The sequence below is a fragment of the Patescibacteria group bacterium genome (genome assembly GCA_041667185.1).
Taxonomy (GTDB): Bacteria; Patescibacteriota; Patescibacteriia; order SG8-24; family SG8-24; genus JBAYFM01.
This window is the reverse complement of the sequence record JBAYFM010000005.1, coordinates 13,480-26,318: the sequence shown is the minus strand read 5'-3', so window position 1 is coordinate 26,318 and position 12,839 is coordinate 13,480. Positions and strand designations below refer to the sequence as shown.

Annotated in this window: 14 protein-coding genes; 9 read left to right on the top strand and 5 right to left on the bottom strand. The window is 61.5% G+C overall.

Annotation, left to right across the window (positions count from 1 at the left end; translation table 11 throughout):
• The first annotated feature begins 164 nt into the window (after nucleotides 1–164).
• On the top strand, nucleotides 165–539 hold the full coding sequence (locus tag WCT10_02510; GenBank protein MFA6603694.1) for a hypothetical protein: 375 nt from the start codon (nucleotides 165–167) through the stop codon (nucleotides 537–539).
• Between the two features lie 29 nt (nucleotides 540–568).
• On the opposite strand, the gene WCT10_02505 is transcribed toward WCT10_02510, so the two are convergent.
• From WCT10_02505 to WCT10_02495, 3 genes are all read right to left on the bottom strand, one after another.
• Nucleotides 569–3,253 carry a cation-translocating P-type ATPase gene (locus WCT10_02505; protein ID MFA6603693.1) on the bottom strand — a complete coding sequence of 895 codons (2,685 nt, stop codon included), beginning with the start codon at nucleotides 3,251–3,253 and terminating at the stop codon, nucleotides 569–571.
• Between the two features lie 134 nt (nucleotides 3,254–3,387).
• Nucleotides 3,388–5,145, bottom strand: coding sequence for an ABC-F family ATP-binding cassette domain-containing protein (locus WCT10_02500; GenBank protein ID MFA6603692.1), 1,758 nt, complete (start codon nucleotides 5,143–5,145; stop codon nucleotides 3,388–3,390).
• Between the two features lie 25 nt (nucleotides 5,146–5,170).
• Entirely contained in the window at nucleotides 5,171–6,031 is an 861-nt protein-coding gene (locus WCT10_02495; protein MFA6603691.1) for a class I SAM-dependent methyltransferase, read from the bottom strand.
• A 71-nt stretch (nucleotides 6,032–6,102) separates the two neighbouring features.
• Here WCT10_02495 and WCT10_02490 point away from each other — a divergent pair, with 71 nt between their 5' ends.
• From WCT10_02490 to WCT10_02475, 4 genes are read left to right on the top strand one after another with little or no spacing between them, the layout of a single operon-like run.
• The gene (locus WCT10_02490; GenBank protein MFA6603690.1) at nucleotides 6,103–6,357 is read left to right on the top strand and encodes a GIY-YIG nuclease family protein; all 255 of its coding nucleotides are present in this window, start codon (nucleotides 6,103–6,105) and stop codon (nucleotides 6,355–6,357) included.
• A 7-nt stretch (nucleotides 6,358–6,364) separates the two neighbouring features.
• Nucleotides 6,365–6,985: an FMN-binding protein gene (locus WCT10_02485; GenBank protein MFA6603689.1), complete on the top strand. Its 621-nt coding sequence runs from the start codon at nucleotides 6,365–6,367 to the stop codon at nucleotides 6,983–6,985.
• Nucleotides 6,986–7,888, top strand: a complete 903-nt coding sequence (locus WCT10_02480; protein ID MFA6603688.1) for an FAD:protein FMN transferase — start codon at nucleotides 6,986–6,988, stop codon at nucleotides 7,886–7,888.
• The gene (locus WCT10_02475; GenBank protein MFA6603687.1) at nucleotides 7,881–8,702 is read left to right on the top strand and encodes an RnfABCDGE type electron transport complex subunit D; all 822 of its coding nucleotides are present in this window, start codon (nucleotides 7,881–7,883) and stop codon (nucleotides 8,700–8,702) included. Before WCT10_02480 ends, WCT10_02475 begins: the two co-directional genes overlap by 8 nt.
• On the opposite strand, the gene uppS is transcribed toward WCT10_02475, so the two are convergent.
• Nucleotides 8,699–9,379 (bottom strand): polyprenyl diphosphate synthase, encoded by a 681-nt coding sequence (gene uppS / locus WCT10_02470; GenBank protein MFA6603686.1) that lies wholly within the window; start codon nucleotides 9,377–9,379, stop codon nucleotides 8,699–8,701. The two genes, WCT10_02475 and uppS, sit on opposite strands and share 4 nt — an antisense overlap.
• Nucleotides 9,380–9,498: 119 nt before the next feature.
• Here uppS and WCT10_02465 point away from each other — a divergent pair, with 119 nt between their 5' ends.
• Together WCT10_02465 and WCT10_02460 are read left to right on the top strand one after the other, a co-directional pair.
• Nucleotides 9,499–9,777, top strand: a complete 279-nt coding sequence (locus WCT10_02465) for a hypothetical protein (protein MFA6603685.1) — start codon at nucleotides 9,499–9,501, stop codon at nucleotides 9,775–9,777.
• Complete coding sequence (locus WCT10_02460; GenBank protein ID MFA6603684.1) at nucleotides 9,764–10,543, top strand: hypothetical protein; 780 nt, start codon at nucleotides 9,764–9,766, stop codon at nucleotides 10,541–10,543. The genes WCT10_02465 and WCT10_02460 overlap by 14 nt, the downstream gene beginning before the upstream one ends.
• Before the next feature lie 75 nt (nucleotides 10,544–10,618).
• Here the strand turns inward: WCT10_02460 and WCT10_02455 are convergent, their stop codons facing one another.
• Nucleotides 10,619–11,257 (bottom strand): hypothetical protein, encoded by a 639-nt coding sequence (locus WCT10_02455; protein MFA6603683.1) that lies wholly within the window; start codon nucleotides 11,255–11,257, stop codon nucleotides 10,619–10,621.
• 149 nt (nucleotides 11,258–11,406) lie between these two features.
• On the opposite strand from WCT10_02455, the gene WCT10_02450 reads away from it, so the two are divergent.
• Both WCT10_02450 and WCT10_02445 read left to right on the top strand, forming a co-directional pair.
• A complete protein-coding gene (locus WCT10_02450) occupies nucleotides 11,407–12,153 on the top strand; it encodes an HAD-IB family hydrolase (protein MFA6603682.1) in 747 nt (248 codons plus the stop codon).
• A gap of 217 nt (nucleotides 12,154–12,370) precedes the next feature.
• A complete protein-coding gene (locus WCT10_02445; GenBank protein ID MFA6603681.1) occupies nucleotides 12,371–12,832 on the top strand; it encodes a papain-like cysteine protease family protein in 462 nt (153 codons plus the stop codon).
• Nucleotides 12,833–12,839: the final 7 nt, after the last annotated feature.

Sequence of the window (12,839 nt, the reverse complement as noted above, 5' to 3'; positions counted from 1 at the left end):
CCAAGGAGCGTCGCTTTGGGGACAGGTACCCGCGGTCAATTTAAGCTCAATTTTTACAAAGGTGTCAGGCACCGGATTTGCGAGCGATTTTTTATCGGGTAGAATTATCCGGTTCAGAGGAAGCGCTGGATTCCCGCCTTCGCGGGAATGACAATAATAGGAATATGCCCAGGATTCGGGTCATCGGTACGGCGATCGGTTTGGTCTTGTTCGCGCTATCTTCGCTGTATTCGTATCCACGCCTCTGCTGCATGTTCGGATCGAATCGTTATTTCGGCTGGCCGTTCCCGTATTTGAATTTGCACAAAGAGGTCGAAACTTATACCGAGGCTGATTTGGTCCGGACTCTGTCGGTGCCGGAATTATTGCGCCGCGGCTGGCAGTTCGATTTCGGTTTTGATATTGAAGCTCCGGGACTCGTCGGCGGGCCGGCCATGAACTTGGCTGCTGATTTGGCTCTGGCCCTGGCAGTCGGTTTTCTGGTCGCGCGTGGTTTTAGCCGACTGGCGGCGAGTTCGAAAAAACGGCCGCAATCATGATCGCGGCCGTTTTAAAATTACCCGAACGCCTATGGCGCGCGCCGCAGGAGTTTTTTGGCGAGCTCCAGGACCGGTAGGACCGTGGCAGCACCGACGATAGCGACTAGCCAGTCGCCACCAGCCAAAGCGATGGTATTGAGCGGCGCATGTAAGAAAGGCAGGTAGATGACGAGCCCCAGCAGGAGCAGGCCGGCGGCGATCGACCAGTTCAGAGCGTGATTAGCGAACGGCCGCGACCAGAGTGAATGGCGGATTGAACGGAAACTGTAAGCTTTGAAGAATTGGATCAGGACGAGCGAGACGAATACCATGGTCATGGTTTCGGCGGTGCTGTGGCCGGAGTCGCGATACCAAACGAACAGGCCCAGGTTTACGAGTGTGGACCAGAGGCCGCCGGTCGTCATGAGCACGATCAGCCGACGGCTGAAGATGTTATCGTTCGGCCGGCGCGGCGGCCGGCGCATGGTGTCATTTTCCGACGGATCGAATGCTAGGGCGAGAGCGGGGAGTCCGTCGGTCGCGAGATTCACGTAGAGGATCTGGGTGGCGGCGAGCGGCAGCGGTAAACCCAGGAGCGAGGCGCCAGTCACGAGTCCGATTTCGCCGATGTTCGACGAGAGCAGATAACTTAGATATTTTTTGATGTTGTCGTAGATGATCCGGCCTTCCTCAACGGCGGCGACGATGGAAGCAAAATTATCGTCGGTGAGCGTCATGTCGGCGGCTTCCCGAGAGACATCGGTGCCCGTGATGCCCATGGCGATGCCGATGTCGGCTTTTTTGAGCGCTGGCGCGTCATTCACGCCGTCGCCGGTCATGGCCACGACGTGACCGAGACGCTGCAATGCCGCGACGATCCGCAGCTTGTGTGCGGGCGAGACGCGGGCGCAGACAGCCGTATCCTGGAGGCGTTCCTCGAGTTCGGTTTCGCTCAGCGCGGCGATCTCTTTGCCGGTCAGCGTCTTCGCGCCTGGCGGCAGAAGTCCGAGTTCCTGCGCCACAGCTTTGGCTGTCGTTGGGTGATCGCCAGTGATCATCATTACGCGGATGCCGGCTTCATGGCAGCGGGCGATCGCTGGTCCGGCCTCTGGCCGCGGCGGATCCATCATCCCAAGTAGTCCCAGAAACACCATGTCCGTTTCTGCGAGCGCAATGTCTGGCGTCGCGGCGTAGGCGACTCCGACCACGCGCAGGGCTTGGGCCGCGAATATCTCGGCCGTCTCAAGAATGGCGGCGCGCGTTTCGTCCGTGAGCGGCCGCACTTCGTCGCCGACCTGATAGCGGTTCGAGGACGCCAGGATCACTTCGGCGGCGCCTTTGCCATAAGCCATGGTTCCGGCCGCGGTCTCATGAAGCGTGGTCATTCGTTTGCTGTCGGAGTTGAAGGGGATCTCGGCTACGCGCCGGTGCCGCTCGTCGAGAAAAACTTTTTTGAGTCCGGCTTTCTCGGCGGCTACGACAAGAGCGCCTTCGGTCGAGTCGCCTTTGACGTCCCAGACTCCGTCGGTTTCCTCGAGATGGGCATCTGAACAGAGCGCGGATGCCTGGAGCAGGAGCCGCAGGCTGGCAGTCACGGGATAAGGTTCGCCTTTGGATAGGAATTCGCCGACCGGTTGATAGCCGCTGCCGGTGACATCGATCACGGTTTCACTATCGATCAGGATCTTTCGTACCGTCATCTCGTCCTTGGTCAGCGTACCGGTCTTGTCCGAGCAGATGATGCTGGTGCTGCCGAGCGTTTCGGCGGCTGGCAGATGCCGCACCAGGGCGTGTCGTCGGGCCATGTGTTGGACGCCGATGGCGAGCGAAATCGTGACCACGGCCGGCAGAGCTTCCGGAACTACCGCCACCGCGAGCGCGATGCCAAAGATGATCATTTCGAGAACGGGTTGAGACTGGAGGGCGCCCAGGAGGACGATACCGATGACGAGCGCCAGAGCGGCTTTGGTCAGGATCTGTCCGATGTGAGCGAGGTTTTTCTGGAGCGGAGTTGACGTCCGTTCGACTGAGCGCAGCAGTCCGGCGATGAGTCCGAATTCGGTCTGCATGCCGGTCGCGACGACGACGGCGCGGCCGCGGCCGTAGACCGCGCTGGTGCCGGCGAAAACCATATTTCGTCGGTCGCCCACGACGGCGTCGTCAGCGATGACTATGCGACTGTCTTTTTCAGCAGGGACGGATTCGCCAGTGAGAACCGCTTCGTCGATCTTAAGGGTTATCTCTTCGAGCAATCTGGCGTCGGCTGGAATGCGGTCGCCAGCGTTGAGGAGGATGATATCGCCAGGAACGAGTTCCTGGGCTGGAATTTTGCGCTCGTCGCCGCCGCGCAGCGTCAGGGCCAGCGGCGCGGCCAGTTCTTGCAGGGCCTCGATGGCCCGCTCAGCGCGGTATTCCTGGTAGAAACCAAGGAGCACGGCGAACAGGATGATCGCTCCGATCGCGGTGGCTTCAACAGTTTGGCCGAGAATTATCGAGAGTGCGGTAGCGACGAGCAGGATGGCGATGAGATGATTTTTGAATTGGTTGGCCAGGACGCCGATGATTGACAGCGGCGCGGCGCTGGTAAGCTGGTTGTAACCGTATTGGCTGAGCCGAGCCCGCGTTTCAGTTTCGGTGAGGCCGGTGCGAGCGTCGGTTCCCAGGGCCGCAACGGCTTCTTCGGCGGTCAGAGCGTGCCAGGGTTTGGCCGCGGTGAGCGGGTTCAGTGTCGTCATGAGGTTTTAGTTTAAGAGGAATCGCGGCGCGTGTTTTAAGCGCCGCCTCGATTGAGTCGAATATTTATTCAGGCTTTAATTTTACGCTAAAAATCGCCTGCCGGAAAGCGGCTGGCGGGTTTGAAAATCGGGGTTCATTCGGCCAAACGGAACCATTCCTGTTCCAATTGCCCCAGCTGTTCTTCGAGTTCCGCCAGGCGGCGCGATTTTTCCGGCGAGTAGTCGGTCGGATTCTCGAAAAAGAATTTCAGGATCTCGCCTTTCTCTTTTTCCAACACCTTCATTTTTTCCTCGAGCTTCTGGCGAGAGCGGCGGCGGTCGCGTTCCTGGGCCGCGCGTTCGCGCCGGGCCGCGGCGTCGGGCGCGGCGACCGGGTCGTTCATGAGCGCGGTATCTTCGGCCTCGGCCTGGCTCGCGAGGTCGGCTACATAGTCTTCGTAGGTGCCGAGGTAAGGGCGCAAAGTCCCATTCCGCACTTCGTAGACGCGCTCCGCGAGAGCGTTCATGAAGGTCCGCGCGTGCGACACGACGACGACCGTGCCCGGATATTCCCGGAGCGCGCGGGCGAGGATATCGACGGTCTCGGCGTCGAGGTGGTTGGTCGGTTCGTCGAGCAGTAGGACGTTGTGTTCCTGGAGCACTAGCCGCGCCAGGCGGACCCGCGCGCGTTCGCCGCCTGAGAGCACACCGCAGGTCTTTTCGAGGTCATCCTCGCGGAACAGGAATGCGCCGGCGGTGGCGAGAATGCGCTCGCCGGAAGTTTCGGGTTTGGCGGCGCGCGTCAGCGCCTGTAAGACCGTTTCCTGCGGCAGGAGCGCTTCTTCGGCGTGCTGCGCGAAATAACCAATGTCGGCGCGATGCCACCATTTATAGGTTCCCGCGAGCGGCGGCAGGACGTCCGCGAGCGTCTTGAGCAGGGTTGATTTGCCGCGGCCGTTCTCGCCGACGATGGCGGCTTTGGTTCCGCGTACGATCTCGAAAGAGATGTTCCGGGCGATGGTCGCGTGGCCGTAGCCCACGGCGAGCTCTTCGCAGCGGACGGCCGTGCCGGGGACGACGGCTGGGCAGGGGATGCGGAACGCCGCAGTGGCGAGTTTCGGGTCGAGGTCGCGCAGTTGCGTGCGCAGCTTGGCGATGTGTTTCAGTTTGCTCTGCGCCCGCGAAGCCTGGCTGGCTTTGAAGCGGAAGCGGTCGGCGAACGCCTGATTGGCCGCGATTTCGCGGCGCAGTTTTTTATTGGTGCGGCGGGTGTACTCGGCCTGCTCTTCCTTCCAGTCCAGGTAGGTCTCGACGTCGCCCGTGAAGATCTGCAGTTTGCCGCGCTCGATCTCCCAGGTGGTCGTGCAGAGGTTCTGCAGTACTTCGCGGTCGTGCGACGTGATGACGAGTGCGCCGGAAAAGCGCCGCAGGAAAGATTCGAGCAGCAGCAGCGTCGGCAGGTCGAGATAGTTCACCGGTTCGTCGAGCAGGAGCAGGTTCGGGTCGGCGAGCAGCATGCGGACGAGTTTGAGGCGCATCTGGTAGCCGCCGGAGAGTGCGGCCGGCGGGAGAGCGAGTTCCGCGGTCTTGAGTCCGAAGCGCGCGGCCAGCCGTTCGCATTCCCAGGTCGGTTTGCCGCTGGCGTCGGCGAGGAAGCCGAGAGCGTCGCCGTCGGCTGGCAGGACCTCGTTCTGGTTCAGGACGCCGAGGTGCGTGCCGGCCATGAGCGCGACTTCGCCGCTGTCGGGTTTTTCCGCGCCGGCGAGCAGTCGGAACAACGTCGTCTTGCCGGAGCCGTTGCGGCCGATGAGGCCGATACGCGCCCGGTCAGGGATATTCAAAGACAGGCCGTCAAGGACGGTCTGTCGGCCATAGGTCTTGTTGAGTCCGGAGGCGACGAGCAGAGTGCGCATACTTTTGGCCGGCGGCGCGTTCCGGCTATCTGTGGCGCGCCCGGATCGCCAGGAACAGCGGGAATTCTTCGCGGGCGCGGTTCTCGGCCTTGGCGCGCGGCCCGGAGTCGCTGACGCGATTCGAGATCCATTCTTCGAGCGCGTCGACAACGAAACCGGCGGCGGCGAGCGTGGCGATGTAGGCCGAGATCGGCCGGTGGTAAGTCGTGGTCGTGACCGGACGGCCCTGGCCGCGGCCCGGGTTCATGATGATCGGCACGTCGAGCGGCGTGAGATAACGGTCGACGCGGCGGAATTGCGTCTTGTTGGCGTCATCGAAACCCCAGGAGCTCTGGCGGGGGATGCGGAAGCAGGGATGGTTGGTGACCAGCACCAGCGGCGCGCCGGGTTTCAGGATCGCGGCGGCTTCCTTCAGGACCGCGGCGGCGTCGGGGATGTTCTGGATGGCCAGGATGCAGGTCGCGGCGTCGAAATCACGGCCGCGGAGAGCGGCCGGAAAGTGCTGCGCGTCGCCGACCAGGAACTCGCCCTGCGGCACGTGCCGCTTGGCCCGCTCGACGAGCGCCGGCGCGGCGTCGAAGCCGGTGACGCGGACGCGGCTGGCCGCCAGTTTGGCGGCGAACGAGCCTTCGCCGCAGGCGATGTCGAGACAGCTCACGCCCGGTTTGAGTCCGAGCAATTTGAGGACGCCCGGGAAGACGACAGTTTCCTGGTAAGTGTCCGCGCCTTCGAGATAATTCGAATACCAGCCGGCGACATTTTGCCAGCCCTGGCGCTGGTCATTCGGGCGCGGACCGGCCGGTTTATCTCGGCGGTTCTCAAAGCGGTTGAATTTTCGCGGCTTGCGGAAGTGGTTCATAGGCTTGCTGGAGGCATGATACCTCATCTGCCGGCAAAATCCATCCTTCGCGGGACTGGGCGTTTGACCGCCGCATGCGCTATAATGAGCCAGCCTTTATGTCTGGTTGGTCGGTTTATCTGGCGCGCTGCGCCGACGGCAGTTTGTATACCGGCATCGCTCGCGATCCGGTGAAACGTCTGGCCGAGCATAATGCCGGACGCGGTTCGAAGTACGTGCGCTCCCGCCGGCCGGCTCGGCTGGTCTGCGTCCAGGCGTATGCTTCGCGATCGGCCGCGCTGCGCCGGGAAGCGGCGATCAAGAGGATGACGCGCGGCGAGAAGATCGAGCTGATCCGTATTTTTGCGAAATGATCGATGTATGAAAAATATTTTTCTTGGAATCTGGCGGTCAGTGCCGGGCAAGATCCGGCCGTGGCTCGTGAGTTTGCTGTGCGGTTCCACACTGCTGTCTTTTTGGGCTTACCTGGATCAGGCGGCCAGGGCGCAATTCGCTGCGCCGCTGCCAGCCAAGACGGTTGCCGCTTCCGGTCAGGTTGCGCGGCCTGTCGTGCCGGCCGGATATTTCGATGACGATGATGGCGAAAGGGAGGATGAATGGAATGATGACGATGATGACCGAGCGCGGACCTTGAGACCAGTTCAAGATTTTCAGTCTCAGTTACCAGCGGATACTGCGGCGCCCGTGCCGACAGCGCCGACCGCGACCTCCGGCAATTATCGTGACGGCGCTTATACCGCCAGCTCCGGATCTCCCTGGGGGCTGATGACCATCGAGGTTACGGTCGCCGGCGGCAAGTGGACCGACATCAAGAATCTCGCAATCCCGGATTCGCCGCCGTCGTATTACGCCGTGACCTATCTGGTGCAGCAGGCCTTGGCGGCCCAGGGCGCCCAGATCGACGGCGTCTCTGGCGCGACCTATACGAGCGACGCGTTCCGCGACGACCTCGCGCAGATCGTCGCCTTGTCGCAAAAATAGATGCCTGCCGCGCCGCTGGTATTCGAGGAAACGCACATGCACACCCGGGTGACCGTGACGGTCCATCCCGGTTCGGCATTGCGGGACTGGACCGCGTCGGCCGCCGCGGCTTTCGCGGAATTCGAAAAGCTGGAGAAGGTCTTTTCCCTGTTTCGGCCGGATTCGGAAATCGTGACCATTAACGCCTGTGCCGGACTCGCGACCGCCGTTTCGCCAGAATTCATGTCGGCTCTCAAAAGCGCTTTGGCTGTTGCTGCCGAGACCGGCGGCCGCTTCGATCCGCTCGTCGGTCGTTTCACGGCTCCGGGGTTCGTCGGCCGCGATCTGCCAGCCGCGACTTTCGATCAGATCGTCATTGATGACGCCAGCGGCCGCGTGACCTTGCCGCCGCGTTCCGTGCTCGACTTGAATGCGATCGTCAAAGGCTTAGCGCTTGATCGGGCGCTGGCGGCCTTCGCCGACGACGCGGCGGTGATCATCGAAGCCGGCGGCGATCTCGCGGTCAAAAGATTGCCGCCCGGTCAGGACGCCTGGGACATCGGCATCCGCGATCCGCGGCATCCGGAACTGATCGCCGCGGTCATTAAAACAGCGAGCGGCGCGGTCTGTACGTCGGGTAATTATTTTCGCGCGGCCGCGGCGCGCGCTGTCGGCCGGGAACACCTGGTTGACGCCCGCGACGGACGTAATGGCGACCGCGCCGGCAGCCTCACGGTCTTCGCGCCTAGCGCCGCCGCCGCCGACATCCTGAGCACGGCCGCCTTCCTGCTGCCGCCCGGAGAGGTTCCGGAGTTCGTCGAGAGCCACGCCGGGGCCGCCTGTCTGGCGATCGCCGCGGACGGCGAGGTCCAGGCCAGTCCCAGACTTGCCGCCGCGCTTATCAATCATCGCGCTTATGCCTAAATTGAACGTCAAACAACTCACTATCCTGCTGATACTGCTGCTTGCCGTCTCGAGCGTCTGGCGGCTCGGAACGGAAGCGATTCTGTGGCAGCTACTGCTCGCCGCCAGCACGGCCGCGGTCCTGGAGGCTGCCGTCGGTTATCGCCGCACGCGCCGTCTGGCGCTGTCCGAATCAGGACTCATCACCGGGCTCATCATCGCTGGCGTTGCGGCGCCCGGCAGTTCCATGTTCGCGGTCGTCCTAATGACGGCGATCGCGATCGTCTCCAAACATCTCCTGAAGATCCAGCGACGGAACATTTTCAACCCGGCGGCTTTCGGATTGCTGTGCGGCGTCCTGTTCCTGGGCGTCAGGCTCTCCTGGTGGATCGACGCGTCGCATCTGCTGACGATCGTCGCTGGTTCGGTCTTGCTGGCTTTCTTCACCGGACGCTGGCGCCAGATCCTGGCGTTTCTCGCGGTCTTCATCGGCTTGCTCGGCGCCAGATCCTGGTTCAGCGGCCAGCCGTTCACGATGGAATTGTATCTGTATGTCAGCATTTCATCGTTCTTCGTCTTCTTCATGCTGACCGACCCGCGGACTTCGCCGCTCGCGCCGCGCGGCCAGCTCCTGTTCGCCGCCGTCGCAGCGATCGGTTCGTTCCTGTCCATCCTGTTCCAGCCAGCGACGATCTTCATCGGCGGATTGCTCGCCGCCAATCTCTTGGCCGCCGGGCTGAACTGGCGCGCGCTGCGGCCAGCTCCGGTTCCGGCAGCCGCAACGCCAAAACCGGCTCCGGAGCCGCAGCTGTCGTCGCCCAGTCTCCAGGCTTAACGTCCGAAGCGCCGTTCACGTTCGCTGAAATCCTCGATCGCGTCCTCTAGGTCGGCGATGGAAAAATCCGGCCAGTTTTTGTCTACGAAAAGCAGTTCGCTGTAGACGCCGGACCAGGTCAGGAAACCGGACAAGCGCTGTTCGCCCGAGGTGCGGATGATGAGATCTGGTTCCGGGATGCCGGCCGACCAGGTCCGGGACGCGATCGCGGCCTCATCGACGGCTTCGGGCGCGATCCCGTCGGCGATGAGTTTTTTCACGGCTTCGACGATCTCGAGCCGGCCGCCATAGTTCAGACAGAGGTTGAGCTGGCCGCGTTGTCCGGCGGCGGTTGTTTTTTCCGCGGCGGCGATCGCCTCGATCATTTTCGCTGACAGGCGGTCGCGGGAGCCGATGATCCGCAAACGCACCCCGTGCTCGACGAAAAATCCGACCTCGCTCGTGAGTGCCCGGAGCAGCAGGTCCATGAGATAGCCGACCTCTTCGGCGGAACGCTGCCAGTTCTCCGTCGAAAAGACGAAGACTGAGAAATGCTCGATGCCGCGGTCGAGGGCCGCCAGACCGATGGTCTTCAGGTTCTCGTAGCCGCGGCGGTGGCCTTCAAGCGTCGGCAGTCCTTGGGCTTTCGCCCAGCGGCGATTACCGTCGAGGATGATCCCTAAATGTCTGATCGGCATGGTGTTCAGGTGACGGATCGGAACAGGTCGAGTCATTATAGCCGCCCGGCGCCGGATGTCCAAGGCGGATATTTTTGTGGTATGATCATCTTGAAATAATACTTAATCGTTAGGCGTTTATGAGGAATAAACTGCTAATTACGGCGACTCTGGCCGGACTCATCGCGGTGGGAGCCGGTTGCGAATCAAAGACGACTCCGCCGGAATCGACCACGACGCTGCCGGCGATCCAACAGGAGGCGAAGATCGATCCGGTGGACAGCAATGTCGATGCCATCCTCAACGACGCCGACGGCGAGGCCGGAGTCCTGGAGGGCGAGGCGGGCGAGATGAATCAATTAAATGCCGCGGACGGCGAGGTCCAGGCTTTCAGCGAATCCGTCTATGAGGTCAAATAAATTTTTGATCGCGGCCGGTTTGACTATCGGCGTGATTCTGCCGCTCGCGGTCCTGGCGCAGCAGCCGGCACCCACAGCGTCCGGACAGCGTAATTTTTGTACGGCTTTGAATTCCCGCTTGGCCAGTGAACGGTTCGCGGCCAAGATTGCCGAACGTGCCTTGCGTCTCGGCGCCAAACGCGCCGAGGTCGACAAGCAAATGACCACGCGCCGCGGCGAACGCGATGCACAGCTCATGGAATTGCGCGCGGGACAGGATGCCAAGAGCGTCGAGGTCGCGGCGCGGCTGCAGGTTAAGTTCGTCGGCGACGCCCAAAAGACGGCGATCATGGCGTTTCAGTCGGCGATCCGGACCGCCGGCGAAGTTAGGCGCGCCGCCGTCGATGCCGCCAATACGGCTTTTCGCCAGGGGATCGACGCGGCCAAGGCCGCTCGCAAGACCGCTATTGACGCCGCGGTCAAAAAATTCCAGAGCGATATGAAGGCTGCCGAGGACGCGGCCAAGGCGAGTTGTGGCTCGACCTCGGCCGACCAGACGCTGGTCCGCGAGACGTTGCGCGCCGCGGTCGAGCAGGCTCGCGCCGACATGCGGATGGCTGTTCAGGCTGCCGCTAAGGTCGGACCGGACGTCGTCAAGCTGAACGAGACCCGCCGCGCCGCGGTCGAGAAGGCTATGACCGATTGGAAGACTGCTGTGGAGAAAGCGCGTGCCGATCTCAAGGCTGTACTCGGAACCGCCGCGGAGCCGCAGCCGGTGACGCCGTAGAGGCCGTGGTTTCAGCGAGTAAATAAAAAAGCCGGTCCCCGAGCAGGGGCCGGCTTTAGTTATGAGACGTTTTGGTCATTCGGTTTCCCAGATATAGAAAGCGCGATGTCCGTCAGTGAAAGTGTAGCCACGAGCCTGTTCGCCGCGCTCCATGTGGCGCGTGACCGGGTACAGTTCGCAGGGCGCGTCCGGCGGACAGATCCAGCTCACGCTGACCAGACGTTGTTCTATGGGCAATCGGTGGACGCCTATATTCTCGGTGCGCCAGTAACCGGAGTCGCGATTCTCGGAGATGAAGTACTTGACTCCGAGGTCCGGCGACCAGACCAGGTAATTTTTGGCCACGGCGTTGAGTTGCATGGTGCGAAGCAGGAACCAGGGCTCGCAAGGTTTCTGGTCTTCGCAGAGCCAGACGACGTTCATGAGCCGCTGGTCGACCGGCAGCACGATATGATTCGAGCTGGAACCGGTGATCTCGGCTGGGGACAAGCCCTCGATCAGATCGAGCTGATTGCGGTTCAGGGTGAAGCCGTTCAGGCTGTCGAGATCGCTCATGCCGGCGGAGATCGAACTATCGAGCAGGTCGATCTGCTTACTGATGGCATCCAGATTTTTTTCGAGCTGTTTCATCTGCAGGCCGACGACTGCCAATATTCCGTAGAAGCAGAGGAATGCCGCGGCTATCAGAAACAGGAACCAACGTTTGAACGTCATCAGGTTTCTCCTTTGGGAAAGGGCTCAGAAATGAACTGGTCCCAGCCTGCCATGGCCGGGGCGATAAATCAAGGCTGTCCGCGGTCCGGGTTGCGTCAGGCCGGGAGAACCGACATAATGAAGATAAGTTAATCTAAGACCAGCGACTTATGGCTAAAAAGACCATCGTTAAGCCGAAAAAAGCCTCCGGCCAGCGCAAAGTGGCGATCTTCGACATCGACGGTACGATCTTCAGATCGAGCCTGCTCATCGAGATCACCGAGGCTTTGATCCACGCCGGCATCTTCAAGAAGAAGCTGCGCAAGATGTATGAAAAGCCCTACCAGCGCTGGCTCGACCGCACCGGGCACTACGATGATTACATCGGCGGGGTCATCAAGGCTTTCGAGGGTCATATCAAAGGCGTGGACAGCGATGTGTTCATGCGCGTCGCCGAGCGCGTGGTTGATTTCCACAAGGACCGCGTCTACCGCTATACCCGCGACCTCGTGCGCGACCTGAAGAAGAAAGGCTATTTCCTGCTGGCCATCTCCAATTCGCCGCGCGAGGTGCTGAAACCGTTCTGCGCCAAGCTCGGCTTCGACAAGGTCTATGGCCGCATCTACGAAGTGGATAAGAACAACCGGTTCACCGGCACGACGCTGTTCCTGGACATGATCTCGGACAAGGCGGTCATCCTGCGCCGCGCCATCGCCCGGAACGATCTGACGCTCAAGGGATCGATCGGGGTGGGCGACACGCAATCCGACATCCGGTTCCTGCAGCTCGTGGAGCAGCCGATCTGTTTCAATCCGAACATGGTGCTCTACCGCCACGCGCGGCGGCGGGGCTGGGAGATCGTCGTCGAACGCAAGGATGTCGTTCATCATTTCGGGCCGCTGACGAGGGTGGCGTAGGTGAGGGGGTGAGGGAGTGTGGGAGAGACGGAGTCAGGGAGAGACGGAGTCAGAGTGCTTATCTGACTCCGCCTCTTCGTCTCTCCCCGATTCAACGAACGGGAGAGTGCAGGAGTGGGGGAGTGCGGGAGACCCGATAAAAACTCCAGCACTCCCGCACTTCAGCACTCTCCACCTCTCCCTAACTCCACCCGTCCACAGATGATATAATATACATATGAAACTGAAGGTGCCGTATCATCGCCAAAGCACGGACTTCACCTGCGGCCCCGCGGCTGCGAGGATGATTTTGAGTTTCTGGGGCCAGCGAGTTTCCGAGCGGCGGCTTCGCGTCCTGTTGAATACGAATTCCCGGTCAGGCACGCGGCGTCCGGATCTGGCACGCGGACTCCGAAGTTTCGGACTTCGGGTTCGGACCGCCTGCAATGCCAATGTTTCTGATCTGCGCCGCTCTCTGGCCGCCGGCCGACCGGCAATCGTCAATTATCGCGAGCCGGAAGAGGGGATCAGTCACTACGCGGTGGTGATCGGCTTGGAGAATGGCAAACTGATCCTGAATGATCCGGATCTCGGCTCCGGTTACCGTCTCGGAATGAAAGATTTCACCAGCCGCTGGTATGGTCGGCATCGCCGCCGGAATGTTCGCTGGCTGCTCGTCGCCGCACCGGAGGATAAATAGTCGAGCA